Raw genomic sequence first — 18,387 nt, 5'->3', positions numbered from 1 at the left:
ACAAATGTCATCATTTATCTTTTCTCTCTGCTATCGTGACATTTGGCACAGGCGCTGCCTGGGGGAAGAAGCTAGTCTGTCCCTGCATCAATTTGTAAAGGATAAATCAATGGCGGGTCAACGAAATGTTGAAGTGGATGTGATACGCATGGTGGCGTTGATGGGGATTTGCATTGTCAATGTACCTTTCATGGCGCTACCCGTGGAAGCAGTGTTCATTGCACCCGAAAGCCTACCGGACCGATTGGGTGCGTTTATTGTTGAGGGGCTGTTTCAGCTTAAATTTTTCCTGCTGTTCTCATTTATCTTTGGCTGGGGGATGGAAATTCAGGCGCAAGCCGCTATGCGAGCAGGTCAGGCATTTTTCAAGCGCTACTTCCGCAGACTCGCCGGCCTTGCTGTCATGGGGATTGGCCATGCCGTGCTGGTGTTCAGTGGCGATATTTTGCTGCTGTATGCCTTGTTGGGTGGGTTGCTCTGGCTAATAAGGAAGATGACTCCACGTTATCTTATATACTTTGCCCTTAGTATGATTCCGATTAGCCTTGCCTGTTTATCGTTGCTGGCCATCGTTATTGATGAAGTGCTCAAGGCTGACATGCTAACTATAGCTAACGATGGGCATCATCTCGGTGGAACTTTTCTACAGGCTACTCAGGGGCGGTTGCATGAATGGCCGCTAACTTTTGCCTTTCTGTTATTTCTGCAGGGACCACTGGCACTTGGTGCATTTGCCTGTGGTTTGGCAGCAGCCAGAACTGATTTTTTCGTTCCGGGCAATAGCGGTGTTAAGGCGCTGCAACAATCACTTCCACTTTTGCTGTTAATCGCACTGCCTTGTAACCTGCTTTATGCCGCCACTATGAGTGGAATAATTCCAGCCTTTTTAAAGGGGTTGAGTTTTCTCGGATTCATCGCAATCGGTATTGGAGCCCCAGCGCTATCGGCGGTGTATCTGTACTTAACCATTCTGGGGGCCCGACGTTTCAGCATGCCTTTATACTTTGTGCTGGCCGGTCGGAACTCCCTGTCGACCTACATTTTGCAAGGGGTCTTATGCGGCTTTATATTCGGCGGGTACGGTCTTCAACTATTCAACCAGTTTGGGCTTCTACTGCTGATACCTGTTTCGATTGTGATCGGTGTTTTGTCCATGCTGCTAGTAGGCGGCTATGCCAGAATGTTTGGTCGAGGCCCCCTGGAGCCTGTATTACGCAGGATCAGCGGAAAGATGTAATGGGGTCAGCAGAAAAGGGGTCAGTACCCTTTTCTGCTGACCTTTCTTACGCCCTCTGGGCTCGGGCGGCGTGCAGCTTTTTGTAGCTGTCGATCAGGCGCAAATGTTTGTCCAGCCCTTCCAGTTGCATATTGGTGGGTGTCAGGCCGTGGAAACGCACTTCACCTTTAACCGACCCCACCACGGCTTGCATTGTCTGCTCGCCGAACATGCGGGACAGGTTGGGCAGGAAGTCTTCCAGGGACAAGCTGTCATCCAGGAGGATTTCCAGCACCGCATTCACAGCACGGTAAAACAGCCCGCGTTCAACCGTGTTGGTGTTGTATTGCAGGAAATGCTCTACCCGCTCCAGCGCTTCTTCATGTTGTTGCAGTGCCAGATGGATCAGCAGTTTCAGTTCAAGAATGGTTAACTGACCCCACTCGGTATTTTCATCAAACTCAATACCGATCAGGGTGATGATGTCCATGTACTCATCCTGCTGGCTTTCTTCTAGGCGCTCCAGCAGATCAGCCAGTTGCGGATCGCTCAGGCGATGCAGGTTAAGAATGTCTTCACGGAATTCCAGCGCCTTGTTGGTGTTATCCCAGACCAGGTCATCCACCGGATACACCTCGGAATAACCCGGCACCAGAATACGACAGACCGGTGCACCAAGGTCGTCATGCACGGCCATGTACACCTCCTGCCCCATCGCTTCGAGAATACCAAACAGGGTTTCAGCTTCCTGCTGATTGCTTCCAGTGAAATCCCACTCGCAGAAATCATAGTCAGCCTTGTCGCTAAAAAAGCGCCAGGAGATCACCCCGGACGAATCGATAAAATGCTCAACAAAGTTATTCGGCTCGGTCACCGCCAGACTGTTAAAGGTCGGTGGCTGGAAATCGTTGAGCCCTTCAAAGCTGCGCCCTTGCAATAGCTCAGTCAGACTGCGCTCCAGCGCCACTTCCAGACTTGGATGGGCACCGAAGGACGCAAACACCCCACCGGTACGCGGATTCATCAGGGTGACACAGGCCACCGGGAACTGACCACCGAGCGAGGCATCTTTCACCAGCACCGGAAAGCCCTGTGCTTCCAGCGCTTCGATGCCTTCCAGAATACCCGGATACTGCGCCAGTACGGCTGGCGGCACATCCGGCAAGGCCAACTCTTCTTCAATAATCTGACGCTTCACCGCGCGCTCAAAAATCTCCGACAGACACTGCACTTGCGCTTCATACAGGGTGTTCCCGGCGCTCATACCGTTGCTGAGATAGAGGTTTTCGATCAGATTGGAGGGGAAATACACCACCGCCTCATCTGACTGGCGCACAAACGGCAAGGCACAGATGCCCCGCGCCTTATTGCCGGAATTGGTATCGATCAGATTGGAGCCACGCAGCTCATCATCCGGGTTGTAGATCGACAGGCAATAGTCATCCAGCAGTCCTTCAGGCAGCGCATCACCCGGCCCCGGCAGAAACCATTTCTCATTCGGATAGTGCACAAATTCACTGTTGGCGATCTCTTCACCGAAGAACTGATCGTTATAGAAGAAGTTACAACTCAGACGCTCAATAAACTCACCCAGCGCCGAACAGAGCGCACTCTCCTTGGTCGAGCCTTTGCCGTTGGTAAAACACGTCGGCGAGGCCGCATCACGAATATGCAGCGACCAGACATGCGGTACCAGATTGCGCCAGGACGCGATCTCAATCTTCATGCCCAGATCGGCCAGAATCGCCGTCATATTGGCAATGGTCTGTTCCAGCGGCAGATCCTTACCCTCTATATAGGTGCTGGACTCGCCTTCCGGCTTCACCATCAGCAGCGCCTGTGCATCTTCATCCAGACTCTCAACCGTTTCGATCTCAAACCCCGGGCCCATCTGCACCACTTTTTTCACGGTACAACGATCAATCGAACGCAAAATCCCTTCACGATCCTTATCCGAGATACTTTCCGGCAACTCCACCTGAATCTTGAAAATCTGGTTATAGCGGTTTTCCGGATCGACAATATTGTTCTGCGACAGACGGATATTTTCCGTCGGAATATTGCGCGCCAAGCAGTAGACCCGCACAAAATAGGCCGCACACAAGGCAGACGATGCCAGAAAATAATCGAAGGGGCTGGGCGCCGAACCATCACCCTTGTAGCGAATCGGCTGGTCGGTGATGACGGTGAAGTCGTCAAACTTGGCTTCAAGTCTGAGATTGTCGAGAAAATTAACTTTGATTTCCATGAACGGGGTACCGGATAGGTGTGAATGCATTTGAAGGGGGAAATGATAACATATCTTCCTTTTTGAATGCCCTTACGTGAGTGTGATGAAGTGAAGCCGCTGCCAATCGACGATGTATTACCTGCCCTGCGCCAGTCGCTAGCGCAACCGGGTGCGGTGTTGCTCAGTGCGGCACCGGGCACAGGCAAAACCACGCGTGTGCCGCTGGCGCTATTGGACGAGCCTTGGCTGAATGGGCAGCGGATAGTGATGCTGGAGCCTCGGCGCATCGCGGCACGTCATGCAGCGCAGTTTATGGCGCAGCAACTGGGTGAATCGGTCGGGCAGCGCGTCGGCTATCGCATTCGTCTGGATACCCGCGTGAGTGCGCAGACCCGTATTGAAGTGGTGACCGAAGGCGTGCTGACGCGGCTGTTGCAGGATGATCCAGAGCTTAGCGGTATCGGGCTGGTGATCTTTGATGAATTCCACGAGCGCAATCTGCATGCTGATCTGGCCTTGGCGCTGACGCATCAATGCCAGCAACTGTTACGCCCCGATCTGCGTCTGCTGATCATGTCAGCCACGCTGGATGAACAGACACTCACCGAGGCGCTGGATGCCCCCTTACTGGTGAGCGAGGGACGGAGTTTTCCGGTCGATATTCACTATCAGCCGCTGCAGAATGCCAATCAGTCCATGACCGAACACACCGCTCGGGTGATACGCCAGGCGCTGCAGCATGCCGGTGATATGCTGGTGTTTCTGCCGGGTGTCCGCGAGATTAAACAAGTGCAGCAGGCACTGAGCGACCTGCCGCCAACGACTCATATCTTACCGCTGCACGGCCAGTTGAATGATACCGAGCAGAAAGCCGCCCTCACCCCCGCACCAAGCGGTCAGCGTAAAGTGATTCTGGCAACCAATATCGCCGAGAGCTCGCTGACGGTCGACGGGGTGCGCATCGTGGTGGACTCCGGTCTTGAGCGGCGCAGTGTGTTTCATCTGTCCAGCGGCCTGAATACCCTGACCACCCGCCAGATCTCCCGTGCGTCGGCCACCCAGCGCTGTGGCCGTGCCGGACGTCAGGCACCCGGTGTCTGTTACCGTCTGTGGCCGCAGCAACTGCATGAACGCCTGGATGCCCATATCCGCGCCGAAATCCTCGACACTGACCTCGCCCCGCTACGGCTGACCTTACTGCAGTGGGGCGCCGAAGCCGATGAACTCTTCTGGCTGACACCGCCCCCCAGCGCCGCCCTGCAACAAGCTGGTGATCTGCTCGGGCAACTGGGCATGCTGAATGCCGAAGGCAGCGGTCTTAGCGACCATGGCAACGCCTGCGCCCGACTGGGGATCGAGCCGCGCTGGGCACACGCACTGTTATCGGCGCATGCGCTGGGACATGGCCAGCACGCCTGCACCCTGGTGGCACTGATACAGGAATGGCCCGCCACCCGACGCGGCAGCGATGATCTGCTCAGACTACTGACCCAGGCCAAACAGCAGCGCACGATCTGGCAGCAACGCATTCAGCCCCTGGCACAGAACCTCTGGCGCACCCTGCAAGGCATTACGCCAGAAGCCAGCCGCACGGACATTAATGCAGACGACCTGCCTGCCCTGCTGCTGGCACTGGCCTTTCCAGATCGCATCGCCAAACGCCGCGATCAGCGCGACGGCTTTCTGCTCAGCAATGGCCGAGGTGCCGAATGCAGCCTGGAATCGGATCTCCCCCAGGCCGACTGGCTCGCTTGCGCCGACCTGAGCGTTCACCCGCAACGCACGGTAATACGCCTGGCGGCCGAACTCTCTGCCAGCACCTTAGCCTCACTGGAGCTGATCGCGCCACAACTCTTTAGCGAACGTACCGAAATCGGCTGGCAAGACTCAGGACAGTTCATCGCCCAACGCCATCAACAACTCGGCCAGATACGCCTACGTAGCCAACGCCTGCCGAAGCTAAGCGCCGAACAATGGCAAACCGCCTGGCAAGACACCATCCAGCAACAAGGCCTCAACTGCCTGCCCTGGACAGACGATGCCCTCAACCTGCGCGCACGTATGGCGCTGATGCACCAACATACCGGCACACCCTGGCCAGATGTCAGCGATACCGCGCTGTTACACAAGGGACTCGACTGGCTACTGCCCTACCTGCACAACGCCCGACACCAACGCGACCTGGACAAAGTCGATACCCACAGCGCCCTGCGTAACCTGCTCAGTTGGGAACACCAGCAACAACTGGATAAACAGCTACCGACCCACCTGAGCGTACCCAGCGGCTCACGCATCGCCATCGACTACACCCAACAACCACCGGTACTGGCAGTCAAACTCCAGGAAATGTTCGGCTACCAGGACCAACCCAGTGTTCTAAACGGCAAAGTCCCGCTACTCATCCACCTGCTCTCCCCCGCACGCCGCCCGCTGCAAGTCACCGCCGACCTGCCCCACTTCTGGCGAAACGCCTATACCGAAGTCCGCAAAGAAATGCGAGGCCGCTACCCAAAGCATCCCTGGCCTGAAGACCCGCTCAGCGCTGAAGCCACCCGTTTGACTAAAGCCGCCTTGCAACGCCGCAGCGGTCCTGTTTAAATCACACACAGACAATCAGGGAACACTTACTGCTGTGATGGTGCACGGGCCGGGCGGTAGCGTGTCTGGGGGTATGCATTTTCTTCTTTTTTACGCTGGCAGGAGGCTGTTGAAGCGCTTCACACGCTTACTACCTTTTTCTAGTGCTCCGTGTTGAGCTGGATACCTTTTAAGGAAATGTGCTGAATGGCTTACATGAAAAAGTCTATTCATATCAAGTCACTAGAAAATTTATTGACCAATACCAAGTTATAAAGGTATACCCTCTAATAAATATTATGAGGTCGAAGACCTCATTAACAGACTGTTATGTGTCCTGACCGACAGGCCGCGAGGAAATAGATGAGACGAATCGGAATTCTGAAAGCAGAGCGACTAGTAGATTTGCTCAACTGGATAGGCTTTCCAGCTGTAACCCTCTACGTTGTCTGTATGTTCATATTTCCTTGGATAGACGGTCGTGGTGAGTGGACCCATGTTCAGGATGTTTGGAATCGTTGGCAAGGTCTAAATGTAGGAATGCTTGCTTTTATTTCAAGTATCACTGCTTTCAATATTTCAAGGTTCAATGCAGAAAAACAAAGAGAGCGAGAGTTTCTTGCTTCAAAGGCGTTTCTTCCTGCAGCTCTGAGTGAATTGGTTTCCTATTTTAAGGAATCAGCATCGGTGTTTATCGCTGGATGGGAATTGGCGCCTGGTCAGCAACCAAACATCGTTCTGCCGATATTGCCGGGCGAATATAAAGTGGTATTCGGAAATTGCATTAGACATGCTGAACCTGAGGTAGGCGAGTACTTGTCAAAAATACTTGTCAAGCTGCAAGTGCATGATGCTAGGGTAAGAGATTTCATTAATCGGATGCATGATGAGAGTGATGTAAGCCCAGAAAAGCATAATTTGATTTCGTATTTCTACCGGCTTGGTGAACTCCACGCATTGGCTGGGAAGCTATTTGATTATGCAAGAAACTTGCAGGAGTTTGATTCTTCACCGCTCGAATGGGAAGATTTCCGAAATGCTTATGGAAACTTGGATATTTGGGTGGACGAAATCAGGATTGATGACCAAATGAATCTTGAAGCGTTTACTAAACGGGCAATTGATCGTGCAAATACAGACACATAACAAAGCGCATCAATTCGCGCCTGTCGGCGCCGGACGTCAGCTTCGCTGCCGCCGTTGTGCGCGGCGTTATTAAGCCCTGCTAGCCTCGATGTTAAATTTAAGGATTGAATATATGGCTCTTGAACACACTAAGGCAAAATTCTGGAAGTGCGCATTACAAGTAAATCCTGCAAGTTATATAAAGTACCGAGGGAAAAATCAGGGTATATCAGAAGATGACTATAATCAGAAACTATTAGAAGTCTGCCTTGAGGAATCAATAAAGGTTGTGGGAATAGCCGATCATGGCAATGTTGATTCTGTTGTAAAAATCAAAGAAACTTTTAATGCACAAGGAGTCATCGTATTTCCAGGGTTTGAAATTGCATCTAGTGAGAAAATACATTTAGTTTGTTTATACCCAGAAGATACAAGTCTTCAGACTTTAAATAATTATTTATATGAGTTTGATATAGATAGTTCTGATGGTACAAAACCATCAACTAAAAGTGCAGACTTCATTCTGTCTACAGTTAAAGATAAAGGTGGCTTTGTGTATGCTGCACATTGCACAGATGACAGCGGGGTTTTAAAACAAAAATTAAACAATATTTGGAAAAATCCGAATTTACATGCTGCACAAATCCCTACTTCATTAGAAGCACTGAAAGAACAAGGTGATCAAGCAAATCACCAGATCCTTCTAAATAAAAACCCTGATTATAAGCGTGAAAAAAATATTGCGATTATAAATGCTAAAGATATAGAAGACCCTGAAACATTAAGAAAAGAAAATGCGACTTGCTTGGTTAAAATGTCAACGCCCTGCTTTTCCTCATTTAAACTAGCGTTTTCAGATTCTGAATCCCGTGTTCGCCTTAACTCTGATATTAAAGAGAAATATTACTCTAGAATAGAGTCGGTTAGGTTTGTTGGTGGGTTTCTCGATGGCATTCATATCAACTATTCCGAGCATTTAAATGCTTTAATAGGTGGCAGAGGAACAGGTAAATCGACTTTAATAGAGGCAATTCGCTATGTTTTAAATATTGAACCTATTAGTAAAGAAACAAAAGCACAACACCTTAAAGTTATAAAGCAGAATCTTGGTTCAGGGTTCGCTGAATTGACTGTCAAGTCAGCAGTAAAGCATGGGAAATTGTATAAAATATCAAGACGCTATGGTGAATCCCCGATAGTAAAAGATGAAAGCGGATCTGTTTCTACTTTTTCTCCTAGAGACTTATTACCTAATATTGAAATATTTGGTCAAAATGAAATTCATGAAATCGCCAAAGAATCAAGTGAGCAACTAAAAGTAGTAGAGCGATTTCTAAATACAGATAAAATTGAGCAAGAGTCAGGTATTTCAACAGTTAAAGAGTCGTTAGTTACAACAAGAAATAATATCGCTGATTTAACATCTAGCGTCTCTAGCTTAGAATCTGATGTGGAAGACTTGAAGGCTCACGAGGAAGATGAAAATAGGTATAAAGAGCTTGGAATAGACCAGCAATTGAAACTATTACCAATCGTTGAGTCGGAAAGAAGTACTTTCAAAACGGTTGCAGAAAAGATGGACACGTTAAAGAAAGCACTAAAAGAGTTCTCTGAATCTATTCCATGCGGTGACTTTATTACCGAAGAGTCGATTAAGGGATTTCCCGACAAAAAAATATTTGAAAACGCTAAATTAGCATTGTCAGAATTAAAAGATAACATCAATAAATCTATTGCAAAAATAGAATTGGATTCAGAAAGTTCTCAGCAGAAGATAGATCTACTTGATAAAGAACTTCAAGAAAGCATAGAGAAACAAGAAGACTCCATCACTAAAGAGTTTAAAAAATTGGCTCCTGTTGAAGGTTTAACTGGAAAACAAATTGGTGAACAATATCGGGATTTAATTAAAAATATTGAGAGATTAAAACCCAAGCGTGCGGAACTTGTAACTGAACAAGGTAAGCTGGACAAAGAAATAGCTAAGAGACAGACTCTACTGTCTGAGTTGTCCGAGAAAAAAACCAACAGAGCTACAGCTTTTGAAAATGGCGTAAAACAGCTAAATAGAAAATTAAAGGGCAATATAAAAGTAAATTACTCAGCAGAAAAAGATAGGCTGGGATTAATAAAACTTATCGTAAGTTATCATTTACCTGATGTCGCTGAGGGAAGACTTTCTTGGATGAAAGGTGTAGAGGAGTTCTCGGCACCTCTATTCGCAGAGACTATCAAGAAAGGAGCGGATGCTTTATTAGAGAAAAATTGGGGTATGACTTTTACTACCGCTGATAGATTATCAAAAATCAGCAATAAGCAAATAATGGAAATTGAAGAATTTAAGATCGATGATTTGGTTGGTATTGAGTTGAATGTTTCGAGCAGTGATGAGCCTTTATATAAAAAACTTGATTCATTATCAACAGGCCAACAGTGTACAGCCTTATTGCACATGCTCTTACTTGATAACCAAGATCCTCTACTTTTAGATCAACCGGAAGATAATCTCGACAACGCATTTATTGCAGAACGAATTGTTACCCAAGTGCGAGATGCCAAACTAACCAGACAGTTTATTTTTGCTACACATAATGCAAATATACCTGTTTTTGGTGACGCTGAATGGATTGGAGTTTTGGAATCAACGAATGAAAATGCAACTTTGCCCATTCAAAATCAAGGTTCAATAGATCAGCCAAATATTCAAAACCTTGCTGCTAAAATTCTTGAAGGTGGTGAAGACGCATTTAATCGAAGAAAAGAAAAATATGGTTTTAAGTAAGGGCCAAATAACAAGGCATTTAAACGGAACTAAAACAGTTGGTTAGGTTCCGCTTCGCTCCACATTATAACCAACAATTTTAGTCCGCTTAATGCGGTGTTGAGACTGTCGGAAAAGTCCCCCAGCCCTTGGCTGGTGGCACAGTGTTCCGCTAAAATCACTGAATCGAATTTGAGATCAGAGGTGGCAAGGGATGGCGCGGTACAAGCACTACGATTACAACCAGACCAAGATGATTCCGCTACGTTTCGCGGATCAGATCCAACCTGGCACCTTTGAATATACGCTGAACCACGTAGTGGATAATGATCTCGATCTCAGCGTGTTTGAATCCCGCTATCGCAATGACGTCAACGGTGCTCCGGCATACGATCCGGCAATTCTGCTTAAGGTGGTGTTATTCGCTTACTCCCGAGGTATCACCAGTAGCCGCAAGATCGCTCAGGCATGTCGAGAGAATGTGATTTTCATGGCGCTGTCGGCTGACAGCCAACCTCATCACAGCACGATTGCTGACTTTATCTCCCGCATGGATGAAGTGATCGCGCCGCTGTTTACACATGTTCTGATGGTATGTGATGGGCTCAACCTGATTGGTCGGGAAATGTTTGCCATTGATGGCTGCAAGCTACCCTCCAATGCCGCCAAAGAGTGGAGTGGTACACGAGTCGAATTAAACCGTAAACAAGCCAAGATAGACCGTGCGGTTTCACGCATGATGACCGCGCATCAGCAAGGTGATCGTCAGGATCAACCGCCTGAAATCCTCGCCCGAGAACAGGCTCAGATTGAGAAACTTGAAAAGGTCTCTGCCAAGATAAAAAAGTACTTGGCGACCGCGCCTGAACGGCTCGGTCAGCGTGGTACTCCAGTAAAAGGAAATATCACTGACCCAGATAGTGCCAATATGAAGCTGATCTATCGCTTGGGCATCGATGGCTACATTGCCGATAACCAGTTCCGTAAACGCGATCCATGCTTTGCTGAATCCGTAACCTTCAAGACAGCGAAGGCGCAACGGCGTAAAGAACGTGGTGGCCAGGTAGCACAACGCTTCACACCCGCTGAGTTTGATTATGATCCGCTGACTGAAACCTGCCGTTGCCTCGCGGGCCAGCCTATGTGGTGCGATGAAGCAATGCGGCTGCTTGCGACGTTAGCGCCTTGAGGGCAGTGCATGGTGATTGGCTTCTGCAAACTTTGCCAAAACGAACGAGAGCTGCGCCGATCGCATGTCATTCCGAACGGAATATTTAAACGTATATTTCGTGAAAACGGCGGTAAAGCAATAACCTTTAGCGATGATGAGTCATCGTGGGTCGAGTACAGTTCGGATAGCTGGTGGGAGCCACTGCTTTGCGAAGAGTGTGAAGGCCGAATAAATAGAAGCTACGAGCAGTATGCGCTGGCTGCACTACGCAATTCCCTGCGGAGCGTGGCTGTACAAAGAACGGATAAAGGCATTGCATTTAGGTCGGTCGACACCGTTAGGCTTCAGCTGTTTATGGCTTCGGTGATGTGGAGGGCTGCCGTGTCCACCTTGCCGGTCTACTCAAAAGTGCATTTGCCACCGATGTGGGAGAGAGAAATACGAGAGTGCCTCCTAACCCAGAAGAAAATCCGCTCATCGCTGGTAAGCATAAGAGTATCCCGGCTAAGCGATAGTACGCCTAATGGCTTCTCGTTGGAATCGTTGAAGAGTGTCATTATTTCGCCGTTGTTCAGAGACCACGGGAGGAATTACTCATTCTGCTTCATAGTAGAAGGATTCTTTTTGGAGGTGTTCGTGCCTGGGCTGAAACTACGGGAACGAAACAAGCCGGGAGTGTTAAGGGCTGGACAACACTCTTTGTTCGCTAGATACCTGGATGTTTTTGATATCCTAGAGCTGGTGAAGCTAATGGTATCCGGATATGGTAGTTACATTGAAGGCCGGTCGAGAATTTCGCGCTAACAAAGCCATCCAATCAACGCTCGTACCGTACCTTGCGCGATTGATAGCTGGCGTTAGAACACAAGGAAAAACATGACCAATCCAGAGATCTTGAAAGAGGAGCTTAAATCTCCCGAATACTTTGAGCTGCTACATCGACATGAAGTCATGTGGCGTTCCTTGGGCATTTTTTTGTCTTTTTGCAAGATGAACTTCAGTCGTGCTGGCGACATAGCAGTGCGACACTTTTTCCTTCGAGTATTGGATGATTTTCTTCAATCTGTGGTGGCCATAAACTATCTATGCCGAGAAGGCATACACCACACATGCCGGAGGGAGCTTCGTTATCTACTTGAACTGTCAGTAAAAGCCTGCTTGATTAGTCAGAAATCTGAGGCGTCCGAGTTAGAATTCGAAGAACAGATTGAAGAGCACAAGAAAATTCTTAAGAAATCTGAATTCAACTTGATAAATTCCATTCAGTTTAAGCTGTTTACTGAGCAATCTGCCGAAGAGTTTAAAAGAGATGTAAAGAGGATGTACGGTGTATTATCGGCGTACTCACATTCAACACCATTCCAAGTTTCTGAGCGACTAGGTCGCGAAAACGCAGGAAAAGCCATTGGCTATGAAGGAACGGAAGAACTTCGCGACCTAAATGAACACGCGCAACTAACATACTCCTACATTGCCACCCTATTAGCGCATGCCCTTGAAGAGTGGGTTTTGGGAGACTTTCTAGTCGAGAGCAATGGGGAAAGAAATCCATGGCACTTTAGAAAAAGTAAATATATTGCCATGCTCGATGAACGTTTCGATTACAAGCATGAGCGTCAGGAAAATTTACAAAGAATTAAATCCGATAGGCTAGCGGATATTGAGTTCTAACGATGCCTTGCAGCCGACCCATGTTCCGCTACTTCCCTTCAGTCATTCGCTCCAAGTTGTCGGCTAAAGGCAGGCGTTATACAGTAGCGCCAAATCACAGGGGGTATATGAATGCCATATGAGCTTGAAAATAGATTAGTCATTGGGGTCGCATCAAGCGCGGTCTTTGACCTTAGTGAGTCCGACGCAGTTTTCCGAAGCGATGGCGAAGAGGAGTACCGAAAATATCAAGAGAAGAATCTGGACGTCCCGCTACCAAAGGGTATCGCCTACCCATTTATCAAACGCCTTCTCGCGCTAAACGACCTCGATTCGTCTGATCCACTGGTTGAAGTGGTATTACTCTCGCGTAATGACCCAGACACTGGGCTGCGCGTCATGAAAACCATTGAACACTATGGATTAGGAATGACTAGAGCGATATTCATGCAGGGGCGCTCCCCATACGAGTACATTCCAGCCCTCAACATTGCCTTGTTCCTATCCGGCCATAAACCAGATGTCGAAGCTGCTATTAGCTTAGGGCATCCTGCGGGACAAGTTCTCGATTCAAAGTTCGACGATGACGAGAATGACAAGACACTTCGCATTGCGTTCGACTTCGATGGAGTCCTTGCGGGAGACGAGTCCGAGTCAGTTATGCAGGCGTCCGGCCTCACGGCCTTTCATGATCATGAGGTCAAGAACGTCATGCAGCCCCATAATCCGGGGCCGCTTAAGGAATTTTTGGTCCGCATTTCAAAGATCCAGTCAGCTGAAGAGTCGTACAAGAAACAGAACCCTGACTATGAGAACCGAATTCGCGTTTCTATCGTCACGGCTCGTAACGCGCCATCACACGAACGAGCCCTAAAAACTCTGAAGAGCTGGGGCGTAATGGCTAATGACGCATTTTTTCTAGGCGGCATTGAAAAGGGCCGAGTCTTAGGTGTACTCAAGCCTCACATATTCTTCGATGATCAGCCCGGTCACCTTAAGTCTACGAGTGCTGTTGTTCCGTCAGTCCACATTCCGTTTGGTGTTACCAACCAAGCCTAGGACAGCATCAGACTAATCTGTCGTCTAGCAATTCGTTCAGCCGACTCCTAGACTTCCCCCAGTGTAGCGGTTAATGATCTCGATCTCAGCTTGTTCAAATACCGCTATCAATATTACGTCAACCGACGTGATGATCTTAACCTGATTGGCCGGGAAATATTTACCATTGTTTGCAATAAGCTACCCTCTAATGCAGCACAATAGTGAAGCAGTACACACTGCTGAATTAAACCATTAACAAGCCAAAACAAATAAGCTATTAATTGAATAAGGAAATCAAGTGGATATATCCAACATAATACTCAATAGCATTTTACAAGTCTGGTATATCATACCATTTTTAATTCTCGTAGCGACTTTAAAAAGCCGCTGGTTTAAAGGGATATTTGGTGAGTTTCTGGTCAACAAGCTATTAGCTTCATTACCAAAAACAGATTACACGCTAATAAAAAATGTTACGCTTCCCACCGACGATGGTACAACTCAAGTAGATCATATTGTAGTTTCAAAGTTTGGCATCTTTGTTATCGAAACAAAGAATATGAAAGGCTGGATATTTGGCTCACCCCATCAGAAGCAATGGACGCAAAAGATATACAGGCACACGACCAAGTTTCAAAATCCATTGCATCAAAACTACAAACATGTCAAAACACTGGAGTCTGTTTTAGGCTGCAACCCTGAATTCATCCACTCGTTAATTGTGTTTATTGGTGATAGCACGTTCAAAACTGAGATGCCCGACAACGTTACCTATGCGCGTGGCTGTCTAAACTACATAAACCGGTTCAATGATGCTGTTATGTCAAACGCTGAGGTGGATGGCATTATCGAGTCTCTCAATGCCATCAAGCTGAGACCTGGCCTGGTAACCGACTTTAAGCATCGTAAGCATGTGCAGGAAATTGTTGCTAGTAAAGTGAATGAGCAGACTTGTCCTCGTTGTGGTTCTGACATGATAATCAGGGAAACCAAGCGTGGCGCTAATGCGGGTCAACAGTTCTGGGGTTGCTCTGCGTTTCCGAAATGTCGATCAGTGGTAAAATTCGACACTACCAAAGCGCTTTAACCCGATAAGGAGATCAGTCAAAAATGGACGACTCAAAACAAAAAATAGCCTTATTCATCGATGCCGATAACGCCCCTGCCAATAAGTTTGAAGACGTTCTCAGCGAAGTGGCGAAATATGGTGTGGTCACAATTCGGAAAGCTTATGGCAACTGGAAGGCCCCTACTCTGAAGCCTTGGGAAGATCTGTTACACGAGTATGCGATTCAGCCAGTGCAGCAGTATGATCTGACCAAGGGTAAAAACGCCTCTGATATTGCGCTGGTGATTGATGCCATGGATGTGATGTACACCAAAAACATCGATGTCATGTGCTTTGTGTCATCAGACTGTGATTTCACCCCAATGGTCACGCGTGCCCTTGCTGAAGGAAAAGTGGTGCTGGGGTTTGGTGAACGTAAGACCCCTGCCCCTTTTGTGAATGCCTGTTCCAAGTTCCTGTTTTTAGATCAGGAGCAAGAGCAGAAACAGAACGGTACGTCACAGTCCAAATCGAAGAACATTAACTCCAATACCAAGCTTATCAGCTTACTGCGTCAGGCAATCGAAGCCACCGAAGAAGACAATGGCTGGGCGGCGCTGGGGCCGGTGGGCTCGCATATTTCCAACAAAACCTCGTTTGATACCCGCAACTACGGTTTTAAGAATCTAAGCAGCCTGTTCAAGGCGAGCGATCTGTTTGAGCTCAAGCGCGGACCGGGAAATTCTTACCTGGTCAGGGACGCGCGCAAGAGTAAATCAGCTTAGTGCATCCCTTCTGTCGTGCGCGAAGCTGCTGGCAGCTGGGGTGATTTCCCTGAGCTTGAGGATATCCGGGGAGAAGCACACACCGATATCAAGCGGGAAAACCTGTAAAGCTACAGGTAGAAAACTGGTATTAGCCCGCATTTCAGTTACAACAGCGAGGAATCAGCCTGGACTATAATTCGCGAATTGATTCACGCACCATTTCGGGGTTGTCTACCATCACTTATCTTCTTATAAAAATATTTACGACAAGTGCTTTCATCCAGCCGTTTAAGGACAAAGACTAAAACTCCAATCACAGTCACTGCAAATACAATTCGTCCCCAAAAAATAGTCATGAAGTCTGCACCAATCAACAGAATCAGTAGCGTGTCTTCAATCAAGCTATGAAGCAGGTTGAGCAACATCATGGCGACGAAAATATCCCGTGGGGAAATGTGTCCTCGTTTTGCTTCATTAATAAGCAAACCGCCACCAAAAGAAACGCCTAGCGTGATACCCACAATCGTCAGGTTTGTTGCTTCTCGGCTAATACCAAGCACAGACAAAATCGGCCTGAGCAATATTGCCATCAATTTTTCGATACCAAGCCATTTTAACAATCGTAAAAATGTCATTAATGCAGCAATCACCACAAAAATCATCGCAAGGCTTTTAAGCTGATCGATTGTCCAAACCAAATAACTTGGATCACTGACTGGCGCATGTCGCCAAATCACTTCAGCAGGCGTATTTAGTAGATCTCCGCCTTGGTATATTTGATGCAAAATCCACCCCATCAACAAACTACCACCAATGCGAATTATCAGTGTCATAGCAATCCCAACGCCTGCTTTTTTAGCAACGGCTACTTCGATAGGAAGTGAATGAGCAAGCAACATCAAAGTGCCAAGAATCGAGACTTGAGCAACGGTTAAATCCGTGTCAATACTCATAAATATCACGAGTCCAGCGTATATATTGGTAACAAGCGTGGTTGCCCACACCAAGCCCAATTCGCTAGGCAAGCCGACCAGCGACATGACAGGACTCAGCCATTGGCTCAGTAGCTCGATGCCACCAAACTCTTCAACAACCTTGATCACGATGATCATCGGAATCATGATCTTATACAGCGTCCATGTGACATCAAAGATCTCTTTCCAGAGTCCATTCAATAAAAGCCCAACCCAATGATAGTTTCGTTTATTCACTTCTCTTTCTCCAAACAGCCTATGGAGGAAGTGTATTGAGATGACAAGAAATATGCCGATCAATTTAATGATTGAAAATATCGAATATTTTTAATATAAAAACCATTAGGAAATTTTTAACCAAAAAAGCATTATTGTGAGAAATTTATGGAATTAGACAAGATAGACCGAAAAATCCTGGCCATCTTGCAGCGTAATAATCGTATCGCAAACGTTGAGCTGGCCGAAGAAGTGGGACTATCGCCTCCAGCTTGCCATAAAAGAGTAAAACGACTGAGAGATGAAAACGTTATTGTGGGTGATGTTTCTCTTGTGAACCCAGAATTAACCGGCAACAAACTGACATTACTGGTTTCGGTCGAAATGGAGCGAGATCGAAAGGATCTGTATGATGCCTTTAAGCGCGTCATTAGCCAGGCACCAGAAGTAAGGCACTGTTACCAAATAACGGGCAACTACGATTTTATGATGGTCGTCACTGTACCGGATATTCAGGCTTACGAAAGCTTTGTCGATAGAGTACTTCACACAGAAGCCAACATCCGAAAATTCCAAACCTCGGTATCACTTCGAACCGTGAAGTCCTCAGCAGAGATTCCTTTAGGTCAATAAAAATGGCAATGCATAGCCCTTCGCACCCAGGCCGAAATCTGGCAGCGCTGAGTTCTGGATGACCATGCAAGCCAATTATGATCTATTCCAGCTTTGCCAAAGCCTGGCGCGGCTTAACGCTTGATCTTATAAGCCACCACATAATCCCCTATCGTCGTGCCGACGGAGCCATGTCCACCGGCCACCTGCACCACCATCTGCTCACCCTGGCTGTTCAGATAGGTCATCGGCGTGGCTTGTCCGCCTGCTGGAAGACGAGCCTGCCACAGTTGCTCACCGGTAGACAGATCATAAGCCCGCAGGTAGTCGTCTACCGTCGCCGCCAGGAAGACCACGCCGCCTTCGGTGATGATCGGGCCGCCTATGCCGGGCACGCCCATTTTGATTGGTAACGGCAGCGGTGTCATATCACGGATGGTGCCGTTCTTATGCTTGTAGGCGATTTCTCCGGTTTTCAGATCCACCCCGGCGACAAAGCCCCAGGGCGGTTGCTGACAGGGTACGCCCAGGGGTGACAGGAAGGGCCGCATATCGACGGCATAGGGTGCGCCTTCATTTGAATTAATACCCTGCTCCCCTTGATTGGTCGCGCCCATATCAGAGCCATCTTTCTCGACCAACTGCTGGATGAAGCCCAGATAGAGTGGCATGCCGAACATCACCTGACGTTTCGGGTCCACAGCGATACCGCCCCAGTTGAACACACCAAAGTTACCCGGATAGACCAGCGTACCCTGAACCGATGGCGGCGTGTACTGGCCTTCATAACGCAGTGACTTGAACTGAATCCGGCACCACATCTGATCCAGCGGTGTTGCGCCCCACATCTCCTTCTCTGTCATGGGTGGCGGACGGAAGGTCAGCGCCGAGATAGGCTGTGTCGGTGCCGCATGATCCAACTGTAAGCGCCGCTAAATCCGCACCTTGACTCTAATCGTATTGCGCCACTTTTTTCGGAATTTTCTCCATCGATACATT

13 protein-coding genes are annotated in these 18,387 nt (G+C 48.1%); 10 read left to right on the top strand and 3 right to left on the bottom strand.

What is annotated here, in order from left to right:
• Positions 1-109: 109 nt before the first annotated feature.
• Positions 110-1,237: a DUF418 domain-containing protein gene (locus ACN0R1_RS13535; protein WP_417583717.1), complete on the top strand. Its 1,128-nt coding sequence runs from the start codon at positions 110-112 to the stop codon at positions 1,235-1,237.
• 46 nt (positions 1,238-1,283) lie between these two features.
• Here the strand turns inward: ACN0R1_RS13535 and ACN0R1_RS13530 are convergent, their stop codons facing one another.
• On the bottom strand, positions 1,284-3,464 hold the full coding sequence (locus ACN0R1_RS13530; protein ID WP_417583715.1) for an OsmC domain/YcaO domain-containing protein: 2,181 nt from the start codon (positions 3,462-3,464) through the stop codon (positions 1,284-1,286).
• Positions 3,465-3,554: 90 nt separating this feature from the next.
• On the opposite strand from ACN0R1_RS13530, the gene hrpB reads away from it, so the two are divergent.
• The 8 genes from hrpB to ACN0R1_RS13490 all read left to right on the top strand — a co-directional run bounded on the left by hrpB (position 3,555) and on the right by ACN0R1_RS13490 (position 15,604).
• Positions 3,555-6,044, top strand: coding sequence for an ATP-dependent helicase HrpB (gene hrpB / locus ACN0R1_RS13525; protein WP_417583713.1), 2,490 nt, complete (start codon positions 3,555-3,557; stop codon positions 6,042-6,044).
• A 342-nt stretch (positions 6,045-6,386) separates the two neighbouring features.
• Positions 6,387-7,169, top strand: coding sequence for a hypothetical protein (locus ACN0R1_RS13520; protein ID WP_417583711.1), 783 nt, complete (start codon positions 6,387-6,389; stop codon positions 7,167-7,169).
• Positions 7,170-7,281: 112 nt separating this feature from the next.
• Positions 7,282-9,930, top strand: coding sequence for a TrlF family AAA-like ATPase (locus tag ACN0R1_RS13515; RefSeq protein ID WP_417583709.1), 2,649 nt, complete (start codon positions 7,282-7,284; stop codon positions 9,928-9,930).
• Between the two features lie 193 nt (positions 9,931-10,123).
• Complete coding sequence (locus ACN0R1_RS13510) at positions 10,124-11,098, top strand: transposase (RefSeq protein WP_417583707.1); 975 nt, start codon at positions 10,124-10,126, stop codon at positions 11,096-11,098.
• Positions 11,099-11,956: 858 nt separating this feature from the next.
• A complete protein-coding gene (locus ACN0R1_RS13505; protein ID WP_417583705.1) occupies positions 11,957-12,751 on the top strand; it encodes a hypothetical protein in 795 nt (264 codons plus the stop codon).
• Between the two features lie 111 nt (positions 12,752-12,862).
• Positions 12,863-13,789 carry a 5'-nucleotidase gene (locus tag ACN0R1_RS13500; RefSeq protein WP_417583703.1) on the top strand — a complete coding sequence of 309 codons (927 nt, stop codon included), beginning with the start codon at positions 12,863-12,865 and terminating at the stop codon, positions 13,787-13,789.
• Between the two features lie 280 nt (positions 13,790-14,069).
• Positions 14,070-14,858: an NERD domain-containing protein gene (locus ACN0R1_RS13495; RefSeq protein WP_417583701.1), complete on the top strand. Its 789-nt coding sequence runs from the start codon at positions 14,070-14,072 to the stop codon at positions 14,856-14,858.
• Between the two features lie 23 nt (positions 14,859-14,881).
• Positions 14,882-15,604: an NYN domain-containing protein gene (locus ACN0R1_RS13490; protein WP_151055742.1), complete on the top strand. Its 723-nt coding sequence runs from the start codon at positions 14,882-14,884 to the stop codon at positions 15,602-15,604.
• A gap of 191 nt (positions 15,605-15,795) precedes the next feature.
• On the opposite strand, the gene ACN0R1_RS13485 is transcribed toward ACN0R1_RS13490, so the two are convergent.
• Positions 15,796-16,797, bottom strand: coding sequence for a nucleoside recognition domain-containing protein (locus tag ACN0R1_RS13485; protein ID WP_417583699.1), 1,002 nt, complete (start codon positions 16,795-16,797; stop codon positions 15,796-15,798).
• A 147-nt stretch (positions 16,798-16,944) separates the two neighbouring features.
• Between ACN0R1_RS13485 and ACN0R1_RS13480 the strand changes: the two genes are divergently transcribed.
• The gene (locus ACN0R1_RS13480) at positions 16,945-17,409 is read left to right on the top strand and encodes an Lrp/AsnC family transcriptional regulator (protein ID WP_417583697.1); all 465 of its coding nucleotides are present in this window, start codon (positions 16,945-16,947) and stop codon (positions 17,407-17,409) included.
• A gap of 113 nt (positions 17,410-17,522) precedes the next feature.
• Here the strand turns inward: ACN0R1_RS13480 and ACN0R1_RS13475 are convergent, their stop codons facing one another.
• Positions 17,523-18,308, bottom strand: a complete 786-nt coding sequence (locus ACN0R1_RS13475) for a hypothetical protein (RefSeq protein ID WP_417583695.1) — start codon at positions 18,306-18,308, stop codon at positions 17,523-17,525.
• Between the last annotated feature and the right edge of the window lie 79 nt (positions 18,309-18,387).

The organism is Nitrincola sp. (assembly GCF_048264025.1).
Taxonomy (GTDB): Bacteria; Pseudomonadota; Gammaproteobacteria; order Pseudomonadales; family Balneatricaceae; genus Nitrincola.
The sequence above is the reverse complement of the archived record's forward strand: the minus strand, read 5'-3'. Positions and strand labels throughout refer to the sequence as shown.

Excerpts from the sequence above, each read along its gene's own strand:
- ACN0R1_RS13535 (WP_417583717.1), top strand. The coding sequence starts at position 110 with ATGGCGGGTCAACGAAATGTTGAAGTGGATGTGATACGCATGGTGGCG.
- ACN0R1_RS13530 (WP_417583715.1), bottom strand. The coding sequence starts at position 3,464 with ATGGAAATCAAAGTTAATTTTCTCGACAATCTCAGACTTGAAGCCAAG.
- ACN0R1_RS13520 (WP_417583711.1), top strand. The coding sequence starts at position 6,387 with ATGAGACGAATCGGAATTCTGAAAGCAGAGCGACTAGTAGATTTGCTC.
- ACN0R1_RS13515 (WP_417583709.1), top strand. The coding sequence starts at position 7,282 with ATGGCTCTTGAACACACTAAGGCAAAATTCTGGAAGTGCGCATTACAA.
- ACN0R1_RS13510 (WP_417583707.1), top strand. The coding sequence starts at position 10,124 with ATGGCGCGGTACAAGCACTACGATTACAACCAGACCAAGATGATTCCG.
- ACN0R1_RS13505 (WP_417583705.1), top strand. The coding sequence starts at position 11,957 with ATGACCAATCCAGAGATCTTGAAAGAGGAGCTTAAATCTCCCGAATAC.
- ACN0R1_RS13500 (WP_417583703.1), top strand. The coding sequence starts at position 12,863 with ATGCCATATGAGCTTGAAAATAGATTAGTCATTGGGGTCGCATCAAGC.
- ACN0R1_RS13490 (WP_151055742.1), top strand. The coding sequence starts at position 14,882 with ATGGACGACTCAAAACAAAAAATAGCCTTATTCATCGATGCCGATAAC.
- ACN0R1_RS13480 (WP_417583697.1), top strand. The coding sequence starts at position 16,945 with ATGGAATTAGACAAGATAGACCGAAAAATCCTGGCCATCTTGCAGCGT.